The sequence below is a fragment of the Dyadobacter sp. genome (assembly GCF_017744695.1).
Classification (GTDB): domain Bacteria; phylum Bacteroidota; class Bacteroidia; order Cytophagales; family Spirosomataceae; genus Dyadobacter.
Map to the genome: position 1 here is coordinate 181,549 of NZ_JAGIAS010000010.1, position 23,346 is coordinate 204,894.

The window sequence follows — 23,346 nt, forward strand, 5'->3', positions numbered from 1 at the left end:
TCGCCCATTTCAATGACTACTCGTGACTATACCTGACTACCAATGACTATTCTTGGCCTACCTGACTACTAACGACTATTTTTGACAGCACCTGACTATTTATTTATACCCGTACAGCTTGAAAATCGCTTTTGCCTTGGCTGAATAGAGGAATTTATAAAACTGTTCGCTGGATGCCTTTTTGGGGGATGCTTCGCTGTGTTTTAATAAAATAGCGGCTTGCTGAATGGGTTTGTAGAGGGTTGAATCCACGATCACATAATGCCCCTTGTCTTTCATTTCCGGTGACAATACTATCGATAATGCATTGAAACCTGCTTCTACCGATCCTGTTATAATGTATTGAGCCGTTTGGGCAATGCTTTCGCCGTAGACCAGCTTTTGCCCGGTTTGCGGGTAGAGTTTCAATGCATTCAATGCCTGGACGGCCGCTTCGCCGTAGGGTGCCGTTTTGGGGTTCGGGATGGCAATTTTTTTGACCTTGTCGGTGGCTAGTATTTCCGGTTTGAGGTCCGTTTCGGGGATATCCCTGGACCATAGTACCAATGCGCCGGTGGCGTAAACTTCCGGTTTCACGTCGGAGCCGCCGTTTTTGAAAATTTCTTGGGGGTATTTCGTGTCGGCTGAAACGAATACATCGAAAGGCGCTCCCTCGCGGATTTGTGTGGTCAGCTTGCCGGATGATGCGACTACGATCTCGATCTTTTTGCCCGATTCCTTCTCGAATTCCTGCTGGATTTCCTTCATCACATATTGCACATTGGCAGCCGTCGCGACGACGATTTTTTCCGACGGTTTGGAGCAACCGGCCAGAAATGCAGTAAAAAGGGTTAGGATACGTAGTTTGTTCATGCCGCAATTTAAAATATTGTTTTGCAATAATAACCGCTTGCAGCCTCTATGGAGCGTCCCCTCGCGAAATTGTCGTAAATTGCGCCCCGTTTCGCCGGGCTGTTCCGGACGGGCGTTTGAACCGCTGATAGCCAATGGCTAAAAGCACAATTTAATTATTATAATGATCATAGAAACTGCACAGCGCACCAGGCAGACATCGGAATACTATTTTTCGGTGAAGCTGGCCGAAGTGCGCAAACTGATTGCCGAAGGGCATGACGTCATCAATCTCGGGATCGGAAACCCGGATATGATGCCCTCAGTAGAAACGCTGGAAGCATTGACAACCGCTGCCTATCAACCGCAGGCGCATGGTTATCAGCCTTATACAGGCACCCCCGCTTTCAGAAAATCAGTGGCAGATTTCTATTATCGTACCTATGGCGTAACACTCGATCCGAATACCGAAATTTTACCCCTCATTGGTTCCAAAGAGGGCATTACCCACATATCGCTGACGTTCCTCGATCCGGGCGACGAGGTGCTGGTACCCGAGCTGGGCTACCCGGCCTACCGCGCCGTGAGCCAGATGGTCGGTGCGGTGGTGAAGGAATATCCGCTGCGCGAAGACCACGGCTGGCAGCCCGACTGGAATGCGATGGAAGGCCTCGTGACGCCGAAAACGAAGATCATGTGGCTCAATTACCCGCACATGCCGACGGGCGCGCCTGCGACGCAGGAGCTGTTCGAAGAGGCGGTTGCATTTGCGAAAAAGCACCGCATATTGCTTTGCCATGATAATCCGTACAGCCTGATCCTGAACAAGAAAGCGCCGATAAGCCTGCTTTCGGTGGAAGGTGCCAAAGAGGTGGCCATCGAGCTGAACTCGATGAGCAAGTCGCACAACATGGCGGGCTGGCGTATGGGCTGGCTTTCGGGCGCGAAAGAATACATCAGCGCGGTACTGACGATTAAAAGCAATGTCGATTCGGGTATGTTCTGGGCAATGCAGGAGGCTGGTGCGAAGGCATTGAGCAACCCGGCCGAATGGCACGCGGAGCGCAATGCAGTGTACCAGGGCCGCCTGGAAGCTTCGGAAGCGCTTTTGCGCACGCTAGGCTGCACATGGGACGACAAGCAGGAAGGCATGTTCCTCTGGGGCAAGCTACCCGATTCTACGGAGTCGGCGGAAGCGCTGGTGAATAGCATCCTGGTTGAAAAGCACGTGTTCATCGCGCCCGGCTTCATTTTTGGTCCGAAAGGCCAGCGTTATATCCGGTTGTCATTGTGCCTGCCCAAAGAAAGAATCTGGCAGGCGGTGGAGCGGATTAAAGGGTAATGTTATAAGGTATTTAAATTCAAAATAATGATAATCAGTATCATAGGGGTAGGCCTGCTGGGCGGGTCGTTTGCCCTGGGACTGCGTGAGAAATACCCGCACGTGAAATTCGTGGGCGTAGACAACTCGGCGGTCAATCAGAAAATAGCATTGGCGAAAGGGATCGTGGACGAGATCCTGACGCTCGACGAAGCATTGCAGGTATCGGAGCTGAACGTGCTCGCGACGCCCGTGGATGCCATTACCAAATTGCTGCCCTACATGCTCGACCACCTGCCCGACGGCCGGACGATTATGGACCTGGGTTCGACCAAGGAGCTGATCTGCAAACTCGCCGACAAGCATCCGAAACGCGGCCAGTTCGTGGCTGCACACCCGATGGCCGGTACCGAAAACTCGGGCCCGGGAGCCGCATTCAAAGAGCTTTTGATCGACAAAAACGTGATCATTTGCGACAAGGAAAAAAGTAATCCCGACTCGTGGGGCCTTGTGGAAACATTCCTGCGGGATGTGGGCATGAAAATACATTACATGAAACCCGTGGAGCACGATTTGCACCTCGCTTACGTATCGCATTTGAGCCATATCAGCTCTTTTGCATTAGGTATGACTGTGCTGGACAAAGAGCGCGACGAACGTGCGATCTTCGACATGGCGAGTACCGGTTTCTCGTCCACAGTGCGCCTGGCGAAAAGTTCTCCTGCGATGTGGGCGCCTATTTTCGATCAGAACAAAAAGAATGTTTCCAAGGCACTGGGTGACTACATCGAGTTGCTGAAAAAATTCAAGGACGCGATCGACGAACGCGATCTTGACGCCAGCCTTTCCTATATGGCCCGGGCAAATGATATCGGGCGGGTTTTAGCGGGGATTGAGAAGAAGTGAATGATTGAATGACTGAATGATTGAATGAGTGAATGAGTGAATGGACCGTAGTGGAATGGTGGATGTTTGGTCAGGTATAGTCAAGAATTGTATTTCATAATTGTTTGATTATTAGTATATTGTAAATGGTTCTGAAATTTTTCGGAACCATTTGCGTTTTCAGGGCTGTTAAGTTGGGGTCGTTTAACGGCGCCCTTCTTGATTGATTTTGAAGCATATAGTCTCAACAAAACAATAGGAAATGACAAAAGCGCATGGGGTTTGGGCAGCGGTGTTGATAGCAGCAGGCATTTCATTGGGTGTGCACCGGGCCGACTCAGTCTCCGATATTTCTACTACTAAAAACTTGTCGGTCACGAAAACGGACTCGGCAGTTACCCGCCCGGAATGGATTTCACTGTATGACTCGCTTGGCCTTAAAAAGCAAGGCTTGTCGGAACGAGCATTCTATTGTGCATGGTTTGGTTTCCAGAAAATCAAACTCGATAACCCGATCATGGCGATCTGCGATTTTACGCAGTCGTCGCGTAACAAACGATTGTATGTGATCGATTTGCTCAAAAAGAAGCTACTTTTTAATACTTACGTGGCCCATGGGCGCAACTCGGGTAACGAGTTTGCCGAGCATTTTTCGAATGCGAATTCCTCCTTCCAGTCGAGTCTGGGTTTTTACAAAACATTAGGCACCTACCAGGGCAAACACGGGCTTTCGTTGAAACTCGAAGGCCTCGAAAAAGGGATCAACGACCGTGCATTAGAGCGTGCGATTGTGATGCATGGCGCGGATTACGTAAGCGAAGCATTCATCAAAAATACCGGCCGCCTTGGCCGCAGCCTCGGTTGCCCGGCAGTTTCGATCGCCGATTCGAAAAAGCTGATCAATATGCTCTACAATGGTGCAGGATTGTTTATCTATTCCGGCGACCCGCATTATCTCGAAAAGTCCTCGTTGCTGGCCGGAATGGAGGCTGTTGCCCAAGTTCAGGCATTAGGGGCCTCCCGCTTGTAAACATCGGGGAAATACATTAAATCTCCCTTCTCATTACAGTCTGCCGGCAAATACAGCAGAAACACGGGCACGCGCACTTTCAGCTTGTGCCATTTCGGCGGGTGTGATACGCTATCGGGCTCGGTCATGAAATCGCTGTCGAGGAGCTTGGTGCCGGCCATGTAATTGGCCAGATCGGTCGGGTGCTGCACGCGTATGCATCCATGGCTGCGCCAGCGCTTGTCGCTTTTGAAGAGATACCGCGCATTGGTGTCGTGCAGGTAAATGGCCAGCGGATTTTTGATCTCCACTTTTAACAGGCCTAATGAATTGTCTTCGCCGGTTTCCTGGCGGAAGCGGTAGGGAAATTTATCGGCGGTGAGGTCGCCCCATTCCAATTCTTCGGGGTTGATGGCCTGCCCGTCTTTGCCAATCACCTGAATGCGGTTCCGGGTCAGATATTCCGGATCAGCGGCGGCCTTCGGGAAAATTTCTTTGATCGCAATGCTTTTGGGTACGTTCCAGTACGGGTGCGTGACAATGCTCGTCGCGTAGGTGTCGATCGTGGGCGTAGGGGTGTCGCGCTTGCCAACGACGGTGCGCATGGTGAGCACATTCTTGCCTGCCGAATCCATGGCGGTCAGGTAAGCGCCCCGGATATTGACCATCACAAAACGCGGTGCGCCCTGGATTTGCCGGTGGATCCACCGGTAAGCATTCAATGTTTGCGCGACATAAGCCGCGCTATCCTGCTTATTTGACTTGATCAACCGGTCGTAGTGGATTTTCAGGTTATGGTAAACCGGGAAAACAGGTTCCAGCTGCTCCATTACTTTTTCTGCCGATTGCCCCTTGGCCAGTTCTTCCGCTGCGTTGCGGATCAACGCGGTATCAGCCTTTACTTTCTTTTGGGTAAAACGAATGGTAGGCTTGTGGCCGAATGCGATTTCCTCCAGGAGCGCAAAAACAGGTGGGATGCTATCTTTTGCTTCAAATTTTCGGGTGTCGATTCCCGCTTCGGTTGCCTGCGAGAGGAGATCCTGATAAATATCCTTGCTGCTGATAGCCTCTGCCAGTTCCTGGTCGGTCATGTCCTTCGGGTTCTTCCGGCACGACTGCATGACGGCGAGGGTAAAGAGTATCAGGAGGGGTACATATCGGGCTTTGCCCAGACCGGACAGCATTTGCATTACGAACGTTGATTTGGTGCTGCAAGATAGTATGCAATTGTCATGCTATCGGAAAAAGGGCATAGATGACCAGCCCGCAGCTCAAAAATGGGGAATTAAAGTGGCATCGCTGTACTTTAATTCCCTAAATCGATTATTCGTTACGAAGGCTGCGGACCGGGTCGGCTGTGGCGGCGCGGATAGCCTGGAAACTCACGGTGCCGATCGTCACAACCAATGCCGCTATGCCGGTCGCAGCAAATAACCACCAGTGAATTGTGGTCCGGTAGGGATAGTTTTCCAGCCATTTTTGCAGCGCGTACCAGGCAAGCGGCGATGCTACCACAATGGCAATGACGACCAGTTTGACAAAATCTTTTGAAATTAACCCCACAATACCGGCTACCGATGCGCCCAGCACCTTGCGGATACCTACTTCCTTCGCTCGTTGCTCCGCCGCCTGCACGACCAGTCCGAAAATGCCCAATGCGGAAAGGAACATAGTAAGTCCGCTGAAAAACAGGAAGAGTTGATGGAGTTTGGATTCGGCTTCGTACTGCTTTGTGAGCTGTTCTTCCACGTTGTTGATACGGAGTAATTTTTCCGGGAAAAACTGTTTCCAAAGCTTGCGTATGCCCGCCGCGACCTGCATTTCCGTCCCCGGCTGAATGCGGATGAGCATCCCGGCATATTCGGGTGCTTTTTGCGCGAGAATGAGCGTCGGCTTCATCGGCTCATAAAGCGATTCGTTGTGAAAGTCGCCCACAACACCTACCGGCACCGAGTTCGCATTTTTTGTTTGTACGTCCAGCTGTTTGATCCCGAGCATTTTCGCGGCAGAGGCAGTGATCAGGGAGTTTTGATTCATTTGCGCTTTTTCGAATTTTACGAAATCCTTTTCCCGCAGCGAATCGGCATTGAGCGCATCCGCGAAACGATTGCTGAACATGCGGCCCTTCACCAATTTCAGTCCCAACGTCGCAGGCAAGTCCACATCGCCGCCGATGTACCAGACGCGCAGGCGGCGGCCGGCATGAGCAGGATCATCGACTTCGCGCTGCATATAGCCCCCGCCTTTCGTGGGCATCCATATGCTCAGGCTGCTTCGGATAACACCTGGTATTCTTTGTAGTTCATTTTTAAATGCCTCACCCTTGCCATTCCAAGAAATTTGCTCAATACCGATAAGGTCTCTTTTATCGTAACCTAGCTCCTTGTTTTTCATTAAGTCGAACTGTTGCCAGACGACAATTGTGGCGAGCAATACAATGATTGAGATAGAGAATTGCGCTACTACCAGTGTTTTGCGAAGGCCGGTTTGTCCGAGTGACGCTGTGAATATGCCGCGCAACGTGTTGGCGGGTTTAAAACCTGAAATAACCCAGGCCGGATAGAGACCTGTCAGCAAGGCAGTCAGAAGGAACATCATCAGGGCCCCTCCGGCCATCACTATGTTGGAAGTAAATGTCAGTATCAGGCGGTTTCCAAGGAAGTTTTCGACCGAGTTCAAAGTGAAAAAATAGGCAATTATGGCCACAACGATGGAAAACCCGAATAACAGCAATGTTTCAGTGAGAAGCTGCACTACAAGCTGTGTCCTCGATCCACTGAGAACTTTTCGGACGCCGGCCTCCTTTACGCGGGCGAATGCTTTGGCCGTACTGAGATTCACAAAATTGACACAGGCAATGAATAGCAGTAGCAATGCCACACCCGCAAAAATATAGATCGTCCGAATACTCGCTTTGACATTTTGCCCTTCCGCGAAATCAGAATGGAGATATATGTCCTTTAAGGGCTGGAATTCGAACTGCTCCCGGCCATTGTTGTTCATAAACTGTGTATACCATGAATTAACTTTGCGGGTGAATGCTCCGATATCCGTGCCGGGTTTCAATAATATATAGTTCCGGGCAAACGTCATAAATCCTGTATTTGAAAGAGCTTCTGGCTTTGTTGTCCTAAATCTGATCGCCTCCGCCCGAAGATGGCTGTTATAAGGCAGATCTTCGATCAGGCCGGTAATTTGATACGGCGTCGGCTCGGAACTGAACGTAGGGATGTCGTGAATAATCTTCCCGATTGGGTCCTGGCCAGGGAAAATTTTGGCGGCATACGAACGTGTCACGAGTAAGCTCCATTGACTTTGTGTACTATGTTTAAAATTTCCTGCAAGCAACTTCAAGTCAAGAATTTTATTAATGGAAGTGTCGGCAGTTAGTAAGTTTGTATTTACACCTTCACCGTCTCCAGGACGTATTTTGAAATGCTGCTCGTGTGCGTCAAGCGTGGACCAGGATTCAACTTCTGGGTAGCTTTTTTGTAGTTCCGGCGCGAGGCCAAGAGGAGATGAGGAACTGCGTTCGGATATGTCCGTTCCCATTCTGCTTTTGGTAACAATCCTGTAAATATCATCTTTCCGGCTCCACTGCCGGTCGTACGAAAGGCTGTCGATCACCACAGTTGCCACCATCATACAGGCCCACAAACCAATGGACAGCCCCGTCAGGTGGATCAATGAATAGCTGCTGTTTTTCAATAAAACCCGCGAGCCGATTTTGAAATAATTGCGCAGCATGTCACGGCTGAATACCGATGGTGAGCCGTACGGCGCCGGTTTCCGCCTCATAATGGAAGGGCGGAGCAATGCGGCTACTTCGCGTAGGAAGAAGAAATTGGCCTTGGGCGCGCCCGCGCGTCGGTGGCGCAGCGCGTAACGCTCGTGCAGGTCTCCGAGGAGTTCCTCGCGCAGGTGGGGCGCACAAATGCGGGTGGCCAGCTTATCGAGCCAGCGGGGAGGAAGTGGTTGCATGGTTCAGCTGTTTGAAAAATCGAGGCCCATTTTAGATAACTCGGCAGGAGCGATGCGGTTCCAGAGACTGTTGCGTACGGAACGGGCTTCGTGGAGGATTTTGCCCCCGTAAGTGGTGACTGTAAACAGCCGCTTGCGACGCCCGCCGCGTTCCTGCGTGGCTTCACCCAGGTATGAGGTCAGATAACCCTTTTGTTCGAGCCGTTGCAATGCCGCATGTACGGCACCGGTGCTTACTGTCTGGCCCGTTTCGTTTTCGAGCTCTTCGGCAATGCTCACCGAATAGGCGCCCGGCGCCAGCGCTGCCACGGCCAGCAATACGATTTCTTCAAATTCGCCCAAATCGCTTCGTCTCATAGATATGTCCGGAGTTATATGATCTATTTCTGTATGTAAAATATCTTGCCAGGTTTATGAAATGCTATTTGCGTTGAATATGAGGGGATTTTATGAAAAGGCCCTGTTCAAAAGCGGACGTTGTTTGTCCGGCCTTGCACATAAATTCCTGAAACAAGGCCTCTGGTGGCACGATTAATTCCAGATGGCCTGCGCGGGGTCACTAACCCTTGGTTCAGGAACTACGTGAGTTCCCTTAAAAATCATCAGATAAAATCGACAATCGCTTTTCTTTGTCAAACGGGAAGTATTCGTCACATCAAAATCATCACACTAATGGCAAAGCTGAGCAAAATCACCGTAGATAACGTTGACATTTCTATTAGTAGCATCAATGACCATGATTACTTCTGCCTGACCGACATGGTGAAGCGGAAAGAGGATGCAGGCAGGGCGGCGGATGTCATCAAGAATTGGATCAGGAACCGCGCTACGATTGAATTTTTAGGAACTTGGGAGACGATATACAACCCCGATTTTAAAGTGGTCGAATTCGACCACTTTAAACGCGAAGCGGGCGTGCCCACTTTTACCATGAGCGTTTCAAACTGGATTGAGAATACCAATGCGATCGGAATCTTCTCCCGGTCAGGTAGATACGGGGGTACTTATGCGCACAAGGACATAGCTTTTGAATTCGGATCGGCTATCAGTCCGATATTCAAGCTTTATATCATCCGGGAGTACCAAAGGCTTAAAGAGCTGGAAAACAATCAATATGGTTTGGAGTGGAATGTCAAACGCGTTCTGTCGAAAGCCAATTATCAAATACATACCACAGCGGTAAGAGATTACCTTGTCCCGAAAGCCGGTTACGCCCAAGCCAAAGAATGGCTGCTTTATGCGGACGAGGCTGATTTGCTCAATCTTGTCCTATTTCGCTGCACGGCCAAGCACTGGCGGGAAGCCAATCCACAGCGCCATCTGGCAGGAGAAAATATCCGGGATATGGCCAGTATCAATGAACTGACCATCCTCTCTAACCTCGAAAATCTCAACTCCGTGCTAATCAAAGCGGGGCTGGGCAAGCGTGAGCGTTTCAAGATATTGGACGAAACCTGTAACGACCAGCGCAAAACATTGGAGCAGCTAGACATTCTAAAATCAATAAAAAAGGAAAATGAAACTTCGTTTATGGATTTTGAAAGCAAGAAGCCCAGTAAGTAGTTAAGTCAGCACTGCCTATTTCTTCCCAAAAAACCGCTGCTTCGGACTGCTCTTCTGGGCATATTCTTTCACTGCCTCGGCTGCTTCGATGGGATAGTCGGATTCGAGAATGGACGCGCCGTCTTTGGCGATGGCAATGTAGGCCGCCTTGCGCTCTTTGGCTGTTTTGAGTTTGTCGTAGGAGGATGCCGCCGAGATCATGCACATAGTGCCTTTTTTGTTCAGCAATGCATAGAGTTCCTTATTCTCGGGCTTCACGTGTGGGCCTATGTAGGCGATCAGCTGGGTGAAAGGTACGTTGGCTTTTTCGTAATCCTCGTACTCCTTCATGTTCCGGATGAATGCCGAAAAGGTGTGGTTTTTGTTTTGGGACAAATACCAGGTCATTTCGGCAGCGCTGTGGACGGTGAGCATCACAAATGCGTCGGCTTTGTGTTTTCGGATCAATGCCTCGGTCATGGCGAGCGGAACGTCCTTATGGTCGAGGTTGAGGACGGTTTTACCGCGGGCCCATTCGATTACCTCCGAAAGTGTGGGAATAGGGAAGTCGGTGATGTTGCCTTCGGCGTCTTTCAGACGCAATTTTTTGAGCTCTTCATAAGTGTAGTCCGAGAGTTTCCCCTTACCGGTAGTGGTTCGGTCGAGGGTGGCGTCGTGCATGAGCACTATCACACTGTCCTTGGTCAGCCGGGGATCGATTTCGAAGAACGCGGGCGTGTGTTTCAAGGTATTTGCAAAAGTAGCAATCGAGTTTTCGGGAAAACCCTTTACCATGCCGCCACGGTGCCCGGTGATCAGTATCGGGTCGTTGCCGGTGAATTGAAAGTAGGCATGCAAACCTTTCGCAGTCTTGATTTTCAGCACATTGAGTTTGCCTTGCGCGTGCCCGGCAAACTGGCTGCCAATAGCCAGCAATGCAGTTAATATGAACGGGTTAAGAAATTTCTTTTTCATGATAATACCAAAAGTTAAGAGCGGCAATTGAGTTTTAAAAGGCTGAATTCACCTTGCGGATCGAGGCTGAACAATGTTACCGAAGAGTTCTCCTGGACGATCTGGCGGTAGTTTTTAAGGGGCATCCCCAGCTTCCGGGCCATGTAAAACCGGTTCACAGCATTGTGCGCCACCACGAGCACGGCCCCGTTGGGATGTTTTTGTAAAATATCATTGAAAAAATCATCGACACGCGTTACAATCTCGATGGCCGTCTCGCCCGTGCCTCCTGCGCGTGCGTAATCGGGCTCGTGCGCCCATGCGTCCCAGAGCGCGGGATTTTCGGCGATGAATTCTGCCCGTGTTTTTCCTTCCCATTCGCCGAAGGAGGCTTCAATCAGCCGCTGGTCGATCACGATGCCCGGGTAGTTGCCCGACGCAATGGTCGCCGTATGGTGGGCGCGCTGAAGTGGAGAGGTATAAACCGCGTCGAATCGAATATCTTTCAACAATGTGGCGGCCAAATGTGCCTGTGAAAATCCCTTTTCGGTCAGTCCGATGTCCGTTGCGCCGCAGTAGCGGTTGCCGTCGGCATTCCAGAAAGTTTCTCCGTGGCGGAGCAGATATACGTGAAGCATGGTCAATGGGTTACGGGCACAGGCCCTGCTATAAAACCTTTTTGGGTCAAAGTTTGGATAAAATTCCGGTATTGCAGTGTATAGGCTGCTGCGAGCGCTGGTTCCGGGCGGATAGTCTTCTCGATGCGTGTCATGGCCCGGGCTGCCTTCGTGAGCGTCCCGAAATGGGAGCCGGCTGCCGCCACGATCGCGGCACCCGCAGCGCCGGTCACATTACCGCATTTGTGTACGGGGCGGTTGAGGACATTCGCGCGGATGGTCAGCCAGACGTCGCTGTTGCTGCCGCCGCCGGCTGTGTAAACCGTGTGCACCTGCTCGTCTGAGAGATCTTCGATCATCTCGTAGGCATAACGTTCCACGAATGCGACGCCTTCCATATTCGCGGCGAATAAAGCTTCCCGGCTGGCGTTTTCGGGCGCGAAACCCCGCGCTTGTGGAGCTATGAACGGAAAGCGTTCGCCTTGTTGCAGTAAAGGATAGGCGATCAGGCCGGTGGGGATGAGGTTTGCGGCAGCTGAGGTCAATGCCGGAAGATCATCAGCGAAACCTGCCGAAACCCAATCTGCGCCGATATTCCCCGCGCCGCCGGGCATCCAGTAGCCTTCGGGGTGGCGATGGCTGTATAACCGGCCTTCCGGGTCGCGAACTTCCCGCGTGGTAACACCCTTCACGACCAGGGTGGTGCCGATGGTGGTATTCCAGTCTCCGGGTTGCACAGCACCGGAGGCCACTTGCGACGCGCAGCCGTCCGTCATACCGGCTATGACCTGAATCTGCTCCAACCCGAGTTGTTCGCTCAGTTCCGGAAGCAACCGGCCTATTTGCGTGCCCGACGGGACAACTTTTTGAAGCCATTCTTTCCGTAGCGGCAGATGTTCCGTGAGATAAGCCGGCCATTCGCCGGTACTCACGTCAAAGCCCGATTTTAATGCATTGGTGTAGTCAGTCACCGAAAAATCGCCGCAGAGTTTGCCGATGATAAAATCCGTCGCGTGGACCCACTTATGGATTTGCGCTGCTTTTTCGGTGAAATGGTTGGAATACCACACCATTTTCGACAGCCCGCTGGATGCATTGAAACCGGTGTAGCCTTCCGGGTGGAGACGTTCGGCGATTTCCCTGCAATACTTCCCTTCGGCAGCGGGGCGGGTGTCGGAGTACATCAACGCATTGTGCAGCGGCTCCTTATCCGCGCCCAGGGGAATGACCGTGCCGGATGTGGAAGTGACCGAAACTGCTTTGATAGCCTTTAAATCGATCGCTTCGCGTACAGAAACCATCAGATTTTGCAGACAGGCGAATACCGATTCCCACCACAATGCCGGCGATTGCTCCTCGCGCGAATGCGGCGTGAGCGGGAACACTTTCTCGTTGCTGCCGACCGTGTGGCCGGTATCGTCGAGCATTACCACCCGCACACCCTGCGTCCCGACGTCGATTCCTAAAAAATATGAATGCATTTGATTAATCAATGTTTCAATTGACAATTAATTATTGCTACGTGGCTACTACAAATATTGCGGTGCGCTGCACCTTGCGATCTCGCATTTCGCCATCGGTTTACACGTATTAGGGTGCTTTGCACCCTGGCGTTTCGCCGGCATCTGTAGATAAACATCAAGCGTTCGCGTCGAGGCGCAGAGCACCCCAATATTTGTGGCTGTTGAATGAAATTATTGGTGCGCAAATGATTTCAATGTGTTCCGTGCAATTTGCCAATCATTGTACCATTCCTGGCAGGTATCGTCACCATCTGGCTCCGTAATCTCGAGCGTTTCTGGCGAATGGTTCGCAATGCCCAGTGCATTGTTGCAAATGACTATCCCGCCCGAGACCGATGCCTGACGGTAGTTGGTACGTATGATCACTTTTTTACCCAACAAATTGGCGATAAACTGCCGTAACAGCTTGCTTTGCACGCCGCCGCCGCACATCCATACATAATCCTGCTCATGGCGTGCTACTTCGCGGAGCACGTGATAGTTTTCGGAAATGCTGCATGCAATGTCCCAGAGCGTGGCCCACACGAAATGTGCCCGGCTGAGCTGGTGGGAGACAGGCGTGTTGAAAATGAATCCACCGCGGATCAGCGGCGATTTCTCCCCCGCGAGCAGCGAGCCCAGCGCACCCACGCAATGCGTGTCGCGGATGGCCGCCACCTCGGTTTCGATCAACTCGTAGGGTTCATTGGGATAGAAAATTTCTTTCAGGCGTTGGTAATTCAGTCCGGTGACGCCCGCATTGGCTTCGAGCAGGAAATTCGCATGGTCGGTATGCCGGTTGGTCCACGTGCGTTCCTGGTCGTCGGTAATGTAATGGTTCGCTATTTTAATGATCGGCGTAGTGGTGCCCGAAACGATCACAATGTCCTCAACGGACGGTTCGATGCTCATAATCGCCAACTGCGTATCCGAGCCTCCGACTACAACTACGGCCGATTCCGAAATGCCGAGTTCTGCGGCAACTCCCGGTTGTATTTTGCCTAAGACAGTCCCCGAATGCACCAGTGGCGGCAGGAGTGAGGCGTCGAGCTGGTATTTTTCACAAAGCTGTTGCGACCATTGCCCTTTCGAGACATCGTATAATAACGTTTCGGATGCCTGCGAATGCTCGTAGCCCTTCACTCCGCTGAACATATATTGCGCCCAATCGCTGATGCTGAGGAACGTCGACACTTGCTGCCAGAGCCCGGGCCGGCGGTTGCGCACGCCTACGAGTTTCAAAGCCGAAAAAAGCGAGGTAGGGTAACGGCCGGTTAGCATGTAAACTTCGTGTTTGTCGGGGGGAATGTCCTCCCATTCGCGACCGCGGTGGTCGATATTGGGCATGCCGATGAGCGAGCCGCCGGTTTTATCGAGCGCTACAATGCCTTCACGCTGGCTGGTGGCAGTAATGGCTGTGATGGTTACCTGCCCGGCTTGTTCTAATGCGGTTTTGGCGAGACTTTTTATTTGTTCCCAAAGCGTGTCGGGATCAAAAAAGATGGACTCGGGGTAACGCTCGTCTTTCTGGTAAAGCATATCGCCACTCGCCACGCCAAGGATCGCGCCGGTGGTGTCGGCAATGGCGACGCGTACATTGCCTGTACCGATGTCGGCCACGAGGTATGCCTGTTTCAAGGTCATTGGTTTTGGATTAATGGGTTTTTACAGACAATACTTCGCGGTTCACCAATTGGCGGACGTTCCGGTTGCCTTCCGCATAAAAGCTGCGCAGGGCCTTGTTCATAATGTCGGCGTGATGATCTTCCACTTCAAAAGTAGCTCCGGCGATGTGCGGTGTGGCCAGTACATTCTTGTGGTGGATTAACCTATAATCCAGTTCGTCAGGTGGTTCGTGGTCGAAAACATCGAGGATCGCGCCGCGGATCGCATTGTCTTCAATGGCGGAAAGTAAAGCCTCCCGTTTCACGACAACGGCCCGCGCTGTGTTCACGAAAATTGCGTCCTTTTTCATTAATCCGATCAGCTCTTCCCCGATCATGCCCTCGGTATCCCTGGTCACAGGAAGATGGATCGATACTACGTCGCTGAGGCGGAAAACATCTTCCAGGCTTACCTTTTTATAATCAGGATCATCCGAAGTGTAAAATGGATCATAGTAGAGAATTTCGGCAGGAAAGTGTTTTACTAAGTTCGCGATAGTTTGCCCCACAGCCCCAAAGCCGACCATACCGATCGTTTTTCCGGCAATTTCATTCCCTTTGAACTGCAAATAAGAAGTATGGGCTCCGGCTTCCCAATGCTCGCCTTCGAGCCAGGCAATGCCTTCAAGCGTGTTGCGCATGAGGTTGATCAGGTTGGCAATAAACATCTCCGCCACCGCCTGGGCATTCCGCGCGGGAGTATTGAAAACCGGGATGCCTTTGGCCGTAGCGGTGGCCACGGCCACATTGGAGGGTGTCCCGCGGCACACGCCGATAAATTGCAAATCGGGAAATGCTTCGATTACCGCGGATGTGACATGATCGTGCTCGGTAATGAGCGCGTCGGCCCTAGTTTCAGTCAGTAATGCAATAAGTTCGTCCTCGTTATAGGCGCGCTCCTGCAATTTCCATGGCTTATAGATGATCTCTCCGAATTGTTCTTTCAAAGCTTGCTGTGCCTTGTCGTGGTAGGGGGCGGTGATAAGGATTTTCATGTCTGGTGTCGATACGGTTCTTGAATGGTTATCGATAATTAATTTATGTTGTCAGAAGTAGCCAGGTATTGTCATTCGTAGTCAGAAATGGTCATTTGTTGTCATTAGTGGTCAGATGTAGCGAGAGAATTTGGCGAGAATCAAGATGTTTTGGCGGTAGTGACCATTTCTGACAATACTTGACCATTCTTGACAACAAATGACCATTCCTGACAACACCTGACTATCCTTGACCATCGCTGACCATTTCCGCCGCAACGCTACTAGCCTGCGGCAACGTAATGAACCTCGTGAGCACGGCACTGACGAAGTACAAAATCGCCAGCGTCCAGGCTACTCCTTCGCTACCAATCGAGCCGATGAAGAGTCCTACGATGGCCGGGCCGATGAACACGGGGAGGCCTGCGCCTAGGTTCAGGATGGCCATAGCGGCGCCTTTTTCCTCTTTCACCAATGAAGGCACCAACGCGGAGAGCGGCACATAACCGGCGAGCAGTCCGCCCCATAGAATGCCGGGAATGAGGATGAGCCAGAAGTTGCCGTCGAAAAGCGCCGGTGAATAGTAAAAGAGTAGGGTGCTCACTCCGCAGCCAAAGCCGCCGAACCACATAATGGTGTTCTGCCAGCCCAGGCGGTCGCCTACGAATCCGAAAATGAGGTTGAAAATGATGTTACTGGTAAAAATAGTCCCCCATATCCACAGCCATTCCTGCGTGGACAGCCCGTGCTCGGCCATGTAAGTAGGCAGGAACACCGGGAATGCGAACTGTGCCGTGGTGTTGATAATGCGTACAATACCGCCGATCAGCACTTTTGGTTCTTCTTTGATTATCGTAAAGCCTTTCAAAAGCTCTTTGGTTTTGCCGGCAGCTTCGCCGGTCGAATGGAATTGATCTTTGTTTAAAACCAATGCAAAAAATGCCCCGACGGAAACCCAGAAAATAGAGCTCCAAAGGGTGTTCTGATAGCCGATCCGCTCAATGGCCCAGCTGGAATAGTAGGCTCCGAACACATTGAGGCCGCCTGTAAACACAAACCAGAACCAGCCTACCGCGCGCCCGAGCGCGTGTTCGGGAGTGCGGTAGGTGATCCATACCAGGAACGAATAGGCAAACAACGGGTACCCGAACCCTCTGACCGCATAAGTGAGCAGCATGACCGGGAAGTTCAGCGATTCCATGCCCAACCCAACAAAGCCGACAGTACCGATCACGTAGAGCAAAATGCCCATTAGCATGGCCTTGCGCGGGCCGTACCCTTCGGCCAGCACGCCCGAAAACCAGGACGAAATGGCGATCGTAATGCCGTACACCGTGAAAAGCGATGCGGATTGCTGGATGGTCATGCCGCGGTCGAGGAGGTAGGGGCTGAGCCAGCCTTGCTCCACACCGTCGCCCATCATGAAGATCAGGATGCCCAGATAGCCCCAGGCGAGGTGCCGGGGTAATCCGATGCGGTCAAAGGGTGTTGTTGGTGCCATTGTTGGATTGGTTTAGGAAAATAAAAAGGTCAGTTGAACGAATATCTCACACCCAGCTGAATGCGCCACGGCGTTCCGCCAATCGGGCGGGTGGCGATATTCTGCACGGAGTAGTTGTACTGCTGCTTCGCCTGATCGAATCCGGTAATGTTGAGCAGGTTGGTATTGCCGCGGTTGTAGTTGCGTCCCCATTCCTTGTTCAGGATGTTCAGGAAGTTGAATGCATCGGCCGAAAATTCGAGGTTATGACCTTTGGCAATGCTGAATGCCTTAGTCAGGCGCAGGTCAACTGTGGTATAGAACGGGTTGGAGCCTCCGTTTCGCTTCGCTACATGCCCGATGTTGGACTTAATATAATCCTTCACACTCTGGTCGGTTTCGGGATTGCTCAGCAGGTCGCTGATGCCCTTGCGGATGTTCTCGGGTGTGTTCGGATTGTTCGGATCAAAAATGTAGGCCAGGTCATTGGTTAAGACAAAATCGCCATTCAAACTCGTATTACCGCCCACCAGGAAGCTATACCGGCTGCCGCCGATGCCGATGAGCGTGGCACCGAGCTGGAAACCTTTCCACGACGGTGCCGCGCCGTTGATGACGAGCTTGTTGCGGAACTGCTGGTCGGAATAGCCGTAGTTGAGGTTGCGCGGATCGTCTTTTACAGGCAGGAACGTTGAGGTATTCGCTACGCAGCAGTTATAGGATGAATTATCCTTTGCGGAGTTAATGGTGTAGCTCGCATTGACATAACCATCATTTCCAATACGAATACTCGCGTCAGCCACAAATGTCAGCTGGTTGGACTCGCCGGTGGAAATCAGTTCCAGCACGCGACCTACGTCCGCAGTCTTGCGCGATTGCAGCCAGTCGGTCACGCCTTTGGCCGAGATGGTCGACGCCGGCACGAATACCCCGCGGTTATCCTCATTGGCAAGCCTGAAAGCCGGGTTATCGGCCAGGTTGCGGTCTACGTACACATAGTTATGCACCGTGCGGCCCACGATCGCATTCAGGCCCACGCGAATGCGGTCGCCGAAGAAGTGGTTGTAATTGATATTGGCTTTGTAGGTGGTCGGTACCTGAAAATCCTTGTTCACCGCATTGATCGTCGAAATGTAGTTTACGCCTTGCGGAATGCCTGGGATGGTGGACGGGTCGTTGCGGTAAGCATTGAAATCGGGCTTTGGCACGGACGCGCCGGTGACATCGATGGCGCCTACCATGGTTCCGCTGTTCTGGATATTGTTCACCTGCGCGTAGTAATGCGGCTGCGAGGAGAACATCCCGCCACCGATTTTAAGGATGTCCTTCTTGCGGCCGCCCATGTCCCACGTCACTTGGAAGCGTGGCTGGATATTGTTCCAATCCTGCGGTTTGATGTCGGTGCGCACGCCTAGCGTCTGGTCTACGGTCGCGTTGTAGTCGCCGTTGGTAAGGAATGCGGTCGCATCGTAGCGCACGCCAAGCACGAGGTTCAAGTCACGGGTCGGGTTGTACTCGGCCTGTGCAAATGCGGAAATGTCGAGCACGGTTTGCTCCACGATCGGCGCGCCTTTCAGAGGCACCTCACGTGCGTAGCGGTAGGGACGCAATGCGGCCAGATCGTTGAGGCTGTTGAAGAAAAACCGGCCGTTCTGCTCGCTGGAAAGGTAGGTTTCCATGTACGTGAGCATATTATCGGTACCGAAGGTGAAATTGACTTTATCGGTATTCCAGTAGGCGGTATTGCTCAAATGCACCTGTTTCATGCGGTTGGATTCGGGGCTGAAACGCTGCCCGCCGAACTGTACCGACTTGGTTTGCGTAGCATTCGGGTTCGCTTCGGTCGGGAAAGGGGAGGTTACGTTCACGATCGCGCGCGGGATGTTCGAAAACGGCAGGTAACTCTGGGGCGTCTTCGGTTTGTAGGAGTACATGTATTGTACCTTGAACTCGTTGGTCAGCTTCGGATTGAGCGACGAGCGCAAGGCGGCCATTGCGGTGGTCGAAACGTCCTTGAAATTATTATAGGATTCCAGCAAGTTGATATTCGAGTTATCGCCCTCATTGAAGGGAGATACGTAGCGTGTGGTATTGCTCCGGAGCGTCAGTTTGTGTTTCTGGTTGATCTGCCAGTCGAGTCGCACGAATGCCGTATTGGTAGTCGTTTTGCGGGGAAACTGGCCGTATTGTTGCCCTTTCAGTCCATACAGCTCGGAGGCGATACGGATCAGCTTGTCGAGCGTGTCCTTCCGGATACCGTAACGTTGCTCGTCATCGGCGCTTTTGATATCTGCGATCACGAGCGGCTGGCTGGCATCCTGGCGGTCGTAGGCTACGAAGAAATGCAGTTTATCCTTGATCAAAGGCCCGCCGAGGCTGAACCCCGACTGATAGTTGCTAAAATCCTGCTCGCGCTTCACGCCGCGGATGTCATAGCCGCTGGATAATGTATTGTTCCTGAAATAAAGAAATGCGGAGCCTTCCAGCTTGTTGGTGCCGCTTTTGGTTACCGCACTGATCGCCCCGCCGGACTGCCGGCCCTGGGTTACGTCATAATCATTGGTAATGACCTTGTATTCACGGATCGCTTCGAGGGAAATGGCGTAAGGCCCCTCCGCAACGGTACCGTTGGTCCATTGGTTCTTGGCATTCATTCCGTCGATTGTCACGTTTGCGCCCGTCGCGCGCTGGCCGCCGAAACTGAAATTGTCGCCGCCTTGTAAAGGGGAAAGGTTATTAAGCCGTGTAAAATTGCGGCCTTCATTAGGCAGGCTTTTGATTTGCGCGGCGGTAATGGAGGTGGATGCCCCGGCTTGCTGCACTTCTTTGGTAAATCCTTTTTCGGAAATAACTACCTCTTTCAAAGCGGTTTCCGACGTCGAAAGGACAATGTCTACATTCAGTTTATCGCCGTAATTGAGGGAGTAACCGGTCTGTTTCACGGTTTGGAGTCCTACAAACGATGCGCTGATCGAGTAGGGCTTACCCAACGGCAGCTGTTGCAGCGTGTACTCGCCTTTGGCATTGGTAATGGTATGCGTCTCGAAGCCGGTGGCGTCGTTGCGTATCGTAATCGTGGCGCCAGGTAGCAGTTCATTGTTCGTGGCGTCTCTCACTGTGCCCGTAATGGAGGCATCGGTGGCCTGTGCACGCGCGCTTTGCACACCCGAAAGCAGCGCCAGCATCCATACAAACGCTGTGAGGTAAATGTTAAATGATTTCATGGTAGTTTGAGTAGATCTAAATTTTACATTTTCATAATGATGTGTTAAAATTTATTTCACTTTCCGATCGGCATCCGGCGCCTTGGATGCTTTTCGAGATGCTTTTTGGTATAATTGACATAAAAAGCATGAAATATTATAGTCAAGAAGCAATACAAACAAAGTGAAATTAAATTATTTAAACAAAATTAAAGTTTATTAAAGTAAGTGAAACTTGTAATTTGCAATGTTAACAATATCATAATACCGTCACAGGGTAGTAATCCCGGCGGTTTTCATCCTTTGTTTTGTATTATTTGTATTTGAAAAATAATTCCGGCTGTATGGGTACAGCGGAGTGTGCGGGCGGGTTTCCGTGTTCGGGAAACTATGGTTATACTTGCTTTCAAAGTGTATCGAAATGACTATTACGGAAAGGCATCAATTTATTTTGCAGGAGCTGAAAAGGGCGGGCACGGTGAGTATCGTGCAGCTTTCGGAGCAAATGCAGGTTTCCGGCGTGACGATCCGGAAGGATCTTAAACTCCTCGAAGACAAAAACTTACTATTCAGGACGCACGGCGGAGGTTCGCTTAACAATCCCTATGCCGTGGAGCGGCCTATCAATGAGAAGGAATTTATCAACTCTGACGAAAAGCAAAGCATTGCCCGCGAGGCGTTGACGCTGATCAGGCAAACGGATTCGATCATGATTGGCTCCGGGACGACGGTATTTGAGCTGGCGCGCTGCCTGCATCCGACCAAGCAGATCACGGTGATCACGCCGGCTGTGAAGGTGACGCTGGAGCTTAGCAACCGGCCGAATGTGGAAGTGTTGCAGCTAGGCGGGCTGATTCGCCAGAACTCATCGTCGGTCGCGGGCTCCTATGCCGAGTATATTCTCGAGCACATTTCCTGCGGCGTTCTTTTTATTGGTGTGGATGGGATCGATTTCGATTTCGGGCTGTCGATCAGCAACCTGACCGAGGCGGGGCTGAACCAGAAGATGATCAGTACTGCGCAGGTTGTGGTGGTGCTTGCCGACCATACGAAGTTCGGTAAACGGGGGATTGGAAAAATTTGCGACCTCGACCAGGTGCAGTACATCGTAACCGATGCCGGCGTGCCGGACGAGGCCGTCAAATCCCTGGAAGACCGTGGCGTGAAGGTGCTGGTCGCAGGAAGGTAAGGGTTTAGGTAAGTCTGCTTTTTAATCCATTTTATCGGCCAGCTCGAAGTTTAGTTTCAGTTGCTTCCTGGTCGATGCGGTAAGTTCGCGTTTAGCCAACGCGTGGCACTCGTAAGTGGCATCGGCGAACATCATTTGTTGCGGTGGTGTCTTTTGCGTAGCTGCCGAAGGTCCGCGCAATGCGCCTACAAGCCCCATCTCCCGCGCTACGTATACATAACGCACGGCGTCTATCACCACGCCTGCAGAGTTGGGTGAATCCTGTACTGAAAGTTGCGCGTCGAGCGTCACGGGTGAGCCCATGAAACCTTCGAGTTCCAGGCGGAAATTGGCTACTTTATTGTCGCCGTAAAACGCAATGTATTCGGATGGTCCCGCGTGCAGAAAGCTGTCGGTGGTGGAAATGCCCCGGATGTCGTTTTGGGCGCGGATCACATTCTCTTTCGAAATTTTCTTCGATTTCAGGCGGTTTTTGTCTTCCATATTCAGGAAATCGGTGTTGCCGCCTACGTTGCGCTGGATGTGCGCTTTTACGTGGTGACCGCGCTCGAAGGCGAGTTCCTGCAACATTTGCGACAATATGCTTGCCCCAAACTGGCTCCGCATGTCGTCGCCGATCAGTGGGATGCCTGCGTCGATGAACTTCTGCTCCCATTCCGGGTCGGACGCGATGAATACCGGAATGCAGTTCACGAGTGAAATGCCGAGCTCGAGGCAGATTTCGGCGTAAAATTCCGTTGCAAGTTGCGATCCTACCGGTAGGTAATTAATCAGCACTTCGGCCTCGTGCGCTTGCAGGTGTGCGATGATTTCCTGGCGAATGGTAGCCGTCAATGCTTCACTATATTCTTCGCCGCTCGTTAGCAGGTCGGTTCCTTTTAGCTCTTCTTTTACTACGAAACGGTTATCTGCCGGGTAGGCGAGCATTTGCGGGGAGACGCCGTCGAGTACCGGGGAACGATAAACCGGTGCCTCGCTGGTAATGTCGGTGTACAGCTCAATCGCGCAGTTGGGTTTCGTGAAAATGGCATCTTTCAATGCCAGGCCAATCTTGCGGTCGTCCACGTCGAATCCACATACAAATTCAATGTTCGCGGCGCGGTAGCCACCTATATCGTCTGCCATGAGCCCCGAAGTTTTTTCTGAATAGCGGGTGTAATATTCGACGCCCTGCACGAGCGAGCTGGCGCAGTTTCCCACGCCCACAATCGCTACTTTTATCTTTTGATCAATATTTGACATTTCCAATAATCTAAGTTTATGATGAAAAATATATTTTAAAATATTTTAATAAATATAAAATGATTGAATTTGAGTCAAAATAAAATATTTAAATCTTGATATGCAACTGTAAATGCAAGTTAATGCAAACGTTTGCATTAACTTTATGATTTGATCTTATTTAAGTTTTAATGCCACGAAGGCACAAATTTACACAAAGCGTCTTCGTGTAAATTTGTGCCTTCGTGGCATCAAAACCGTATGTCCGCCCGTTCGCCAATATGCCCAGTGAACGTTCAAGTACCAGTGAAGGATAATAAGAAGACGAGGGAGAGTGAAGCGATCGTAGTGACGACGTCGTAATGCTATTTCATGGCCCTGGTCGACACCGTGAAAATGTACCTATTGATTTGGGAATACTGTAAAGGCGAATTAATAGCAAAGAGGCCAGGTATCATGCCTGGCCTGGGTGAGAAATGATGCCTTTCAGCATTCAAAATTCGTCATCAACTTTTTGCTTAAGGAGAACTATGCGCTCGGCAATTTCCAGGCATTCGCCTTTGGACATCTGGCCAATGGTGTTTTTTACCGCGTTCATCATAACCCTTCCTTCATCGTCGTAGGCGACACCCGACCGGGTTACCGTATTGCAGAGATCGTCCCATTCAGGGGCCAGTTCGTCCGAAAACATCCTGGATGGGATAATCTTGAAGTACGCGTGCAAGGACAACAGGTCGGTCCGGCACCGGTTAGGGTCAAGCGTCAGACCTTCGACGAATTTCGAAAGCTCAACGTAAGCAAAAATGTTAGAGTGTTTCATGAATGGAGGGTTGGATTTGAAATAGCATAACCTATTGACTGTAAATGTATCTTTTTACGCTTTACAGGGCAAACAGGGCTATTTTCTGTGGATTGGGTATTACAATGGCTGATTTTATAGTTGCCTAATTTTTAGATAATTAGTAACTAATTC

General features: G+C 51.3%; 18 protein-coding genes. 5 read left to right on the plus strand and 13 right to left on the minus strand.

Features of this window, described 5'->3' with window-relative positions; all coding sequences use genetic code 11:
- Positions 1–99: 99 nt before the first annotated feature.
- On the minus strand, positions 100–852 hold the full coding sequence (modA, locus tag J7619_RS28730) for a molybdate ABC transporter substrate-binding protein (protein ID WP_291207432.1): 753 nt from the start codon (positions 850–852) through the stop codon (positions 100–102).
- 163 nt (positions 853–1,015) lie between these two features.
- Between modA and J7619_RS28735 the strand changes: the two genes are divergently transcribed.
- The 3 genes from J7619_RS28735 (at position 1,016) to J7619_RS28745 (ending at position 4,067) form a co-directional block, all read left to right on the plus strand.
- Positions 1,016–2,173 carry a pyridoxal phosphate-dependent aminotransferase gene (locus J7619_RS28735; RefSeq protein WP_291207434.1) on the plus strand — a complete coding sequence of 386 codons (1,158 nt, stop codon included), beginning with the start codon at positions 1,016–1,018 and terminating at the stop codon, positions 2,171–2,173.
- Between the two features lie 27 nt (positions 2,174–2,200).
- Positions 2,201–3,058, plus strand: a complete 858-nt coding sequence (locus J7619_RS28740) for a prephenate dehydrogenase (RefSeq protein ID WP_291207437.1) — start codon at positions 2,201–2,203, stop codon at positions 3,056–3,058.
- 241 nt (positions 3,059–3,299) lie between these two features.
- Complete coding sequence (locus J7619_RS28745) at positions 3,300–4,067, plus strand: murein L,D-transpeptidase catalytic domain family protein (protein ID WP_291207440.1); 768 nt, start codon at positions 3,300–3,302, stop codon at positions 4,065–4,067.
- Here J7619_RS28745 and J7619_RS28750 read toward each other — a convergent pair.
- From J7619_RS28750 to J7619_RS28760, 3 genes are all read right to left on the minus strand, one after another.
- Positions 4,040–5,236 (minus strand): L,D-transpeptidase family protein, encoded by a 1,197-nt coding sequence (locus tag J7619_RS28750; RefSeq protein WP_291207443.1) that lies wholly within the window; start codon positions 5,234–5,236, stop codon positions 4,040–4,042. The two genes, J7619_RS28745 and J7619_RS28750, sit on opposite strands and share 28 nt — an antisense overlap.
- Before the next feature lie 133 nt (positions 5,237–5,369).
- Entirely contained in the window at positions 5,370–8,027 is a 2,658-nt protein-coding gene (locus tag J7619_RS28755; protein WP_291207446.1) for a permease prefix domain 2-containing transporter, read from the minus strand.
- Between the two features lie 3 nt (positions 8,028–8,030).
- Positions 8,031–8,384 (minus strand): PadR family transcriptional regulator, encoded by a 354-nt coding sequence (locus tag J7619_RS28760; protein WP_291207449.1) that lies wholly within the window; start codon positions 8,382–8,384, stop codon positions 8,031–8,033.
- A gap of 315 nt (positions 8,385–8,699) precedes the next feature.
- Here J7619_RS28760 and J7619_RS28765 point away from each other — a divergent pair, with 315 nt between their 5' ends.
- On the plus strand, positions 8,700–9,590 hold the full coding sequence (locus J7619_RS28765) for a KilA-N domain-containing protein (protein ID WP_409012775.1): 891 nt from the start codon (positions 8,700–8,702) through the stop codon (positions 9,588–9,590).
- 15 nt (positions 9,591–9,605) lie between these two features.
- Here the strand turns inward: J7619_RS28765 and J7619_RS28770 are convergent, their stop codons facing one another.
- The 7 genes from J7619_RS28770 to J7619_RS28800 all read right to left on the minus strand — a co-directional run bounded on the left by J7619_RS28770 (position 9,606) and on the right by J7619_RS28800 (position 19,984).
- Positions 9,606–10,544, minus strand: a complete 939-nt coding sequence (locus J7619_RS28770; protein ID WP_291207451.1) for a glycerophosphodiester phosphodiesterase family protein — start codon at positions 10,542–10,544, stop codon at positions 9,606–9,608.
- A 14-nt stretch (positions 10,545–10,558) separates the two neighbouring features.
- On the minus strand, positions 10,559–11,161 hold the full coding sequence (locus tag J7619_RS28775) for a histidine phosphatase family protein (protein ID WP_291207453.1): 603 nt from the start codon (positions 11,159–11,161) through the stop codon (positions 10,559–10,561).
- 2 nt (positions 11,162–11,163) lie between these two features.
- Positions 11,164–12,621: an FGGY-family carbohydrate kinase gene (locus J7619_RS28780; RefSeq protein WP_291207456.1), complete on the minus strand. Its 1,458-nt coding sequence runs from the start codon at positions 12,619–12,621 to the stop codon at positions 11,164–11,166.
- 213 nt (positions 12,622–12,834) lie between these two features.
- Positions 12,835–14,286: an FGGY-family carbohydrate kinase gene (locus J7619_RS28785; protein ID WP_291207459.1), complete on the minus strand. Its 1,452-nt coding sequence runs from the start codon at positions 14,284–14,286 to the stop codon at positions 12,835–12,837.
- A 10-nt stretch (positions 14,287–14,296) separates the two neighbouring features.
- Positions 14,297–15,301 (minus strand): 2-hydroxyacid dehydrogenase, encoded by a 1,005-nt coding sequence (locus J7619_RS28790; RefSeq protein ID WP_291207462.1) that lies wholly within the window; start codon positions 15,299–15,301, stop codon positions 14,297–14,299.
- Between the two features lie 223 nt (positions 15,302–15,524).
- Positions 15,525–16,781, minus strand: coding sequence for an MFS transporter (locus tag J7619_RS28795; RefSeq protein WP_291207465.1), 1,257 nt, complete (start codon positions 16,779–16,781; stop codon positions 15,525–15,527).
- A 29-nt stretch (positions 16,782–16,810) separates the two neighbouring features.
- Positions 16,811–19,984, minus strand: coding sequence for a TonB-dependent receptor (locus tag J7619_RS28800; RefSeq protein WP_291207467.1), 3,174 nt, complete (start codon positions 19,982–19,984; stop codon positions 16,811–16,813).
- A gap of 400 nt (positions 19,985–20,384) precedes the next feature.
- On the opposite strand from J7619_RS28800, the gene J7619_RS28805 reads away from it, so the two are divergent.
- Positions 20,385–21,152 carry a DeoR/GlpR family DNA-binding transcription regulator gene (locus tag J7619_RS28805; protein WP_291207470.1) on the plus strand — a complete coding sequence of 256 codons (768 nt, stop codon included), beginning with the start codon at positions 20,385–20,387 and terminating at the stop codon, positions 21,150–21,152.
- Between the two features lie 21 nt (positions 21,153–21,173).
- On the opposite strand, the gene J7619_RS28810 is transcribed toward J7619_RS28805, so the two are convergent.
- Positions 21,174–22,394, minus strand: a complete 1,221-nt coding sequence (locus J7619_RS28810) for an inositol-3-phosphate synthase (RefSeq protein WP_291207473.1) — start codon at positions 22,392–22,394, stop codon at positions 21,174–21,176.
- A 472-nt stretch (positions 22,395–22,866) separates the two neighbouring features.
- Positions 22,867–23,193: a hypothetical protein gene (locus J7619_RS28815; RefSeq protein ID WP_291207475.1), complete on the minus strand. Its 327-nt coding sequence runs from the start codon at positions 23,191–23,193 to the stop codon at positions 22,867–22,869.
- Positions 23,194–23,346 lie beyond the last annotated feature (153 nt).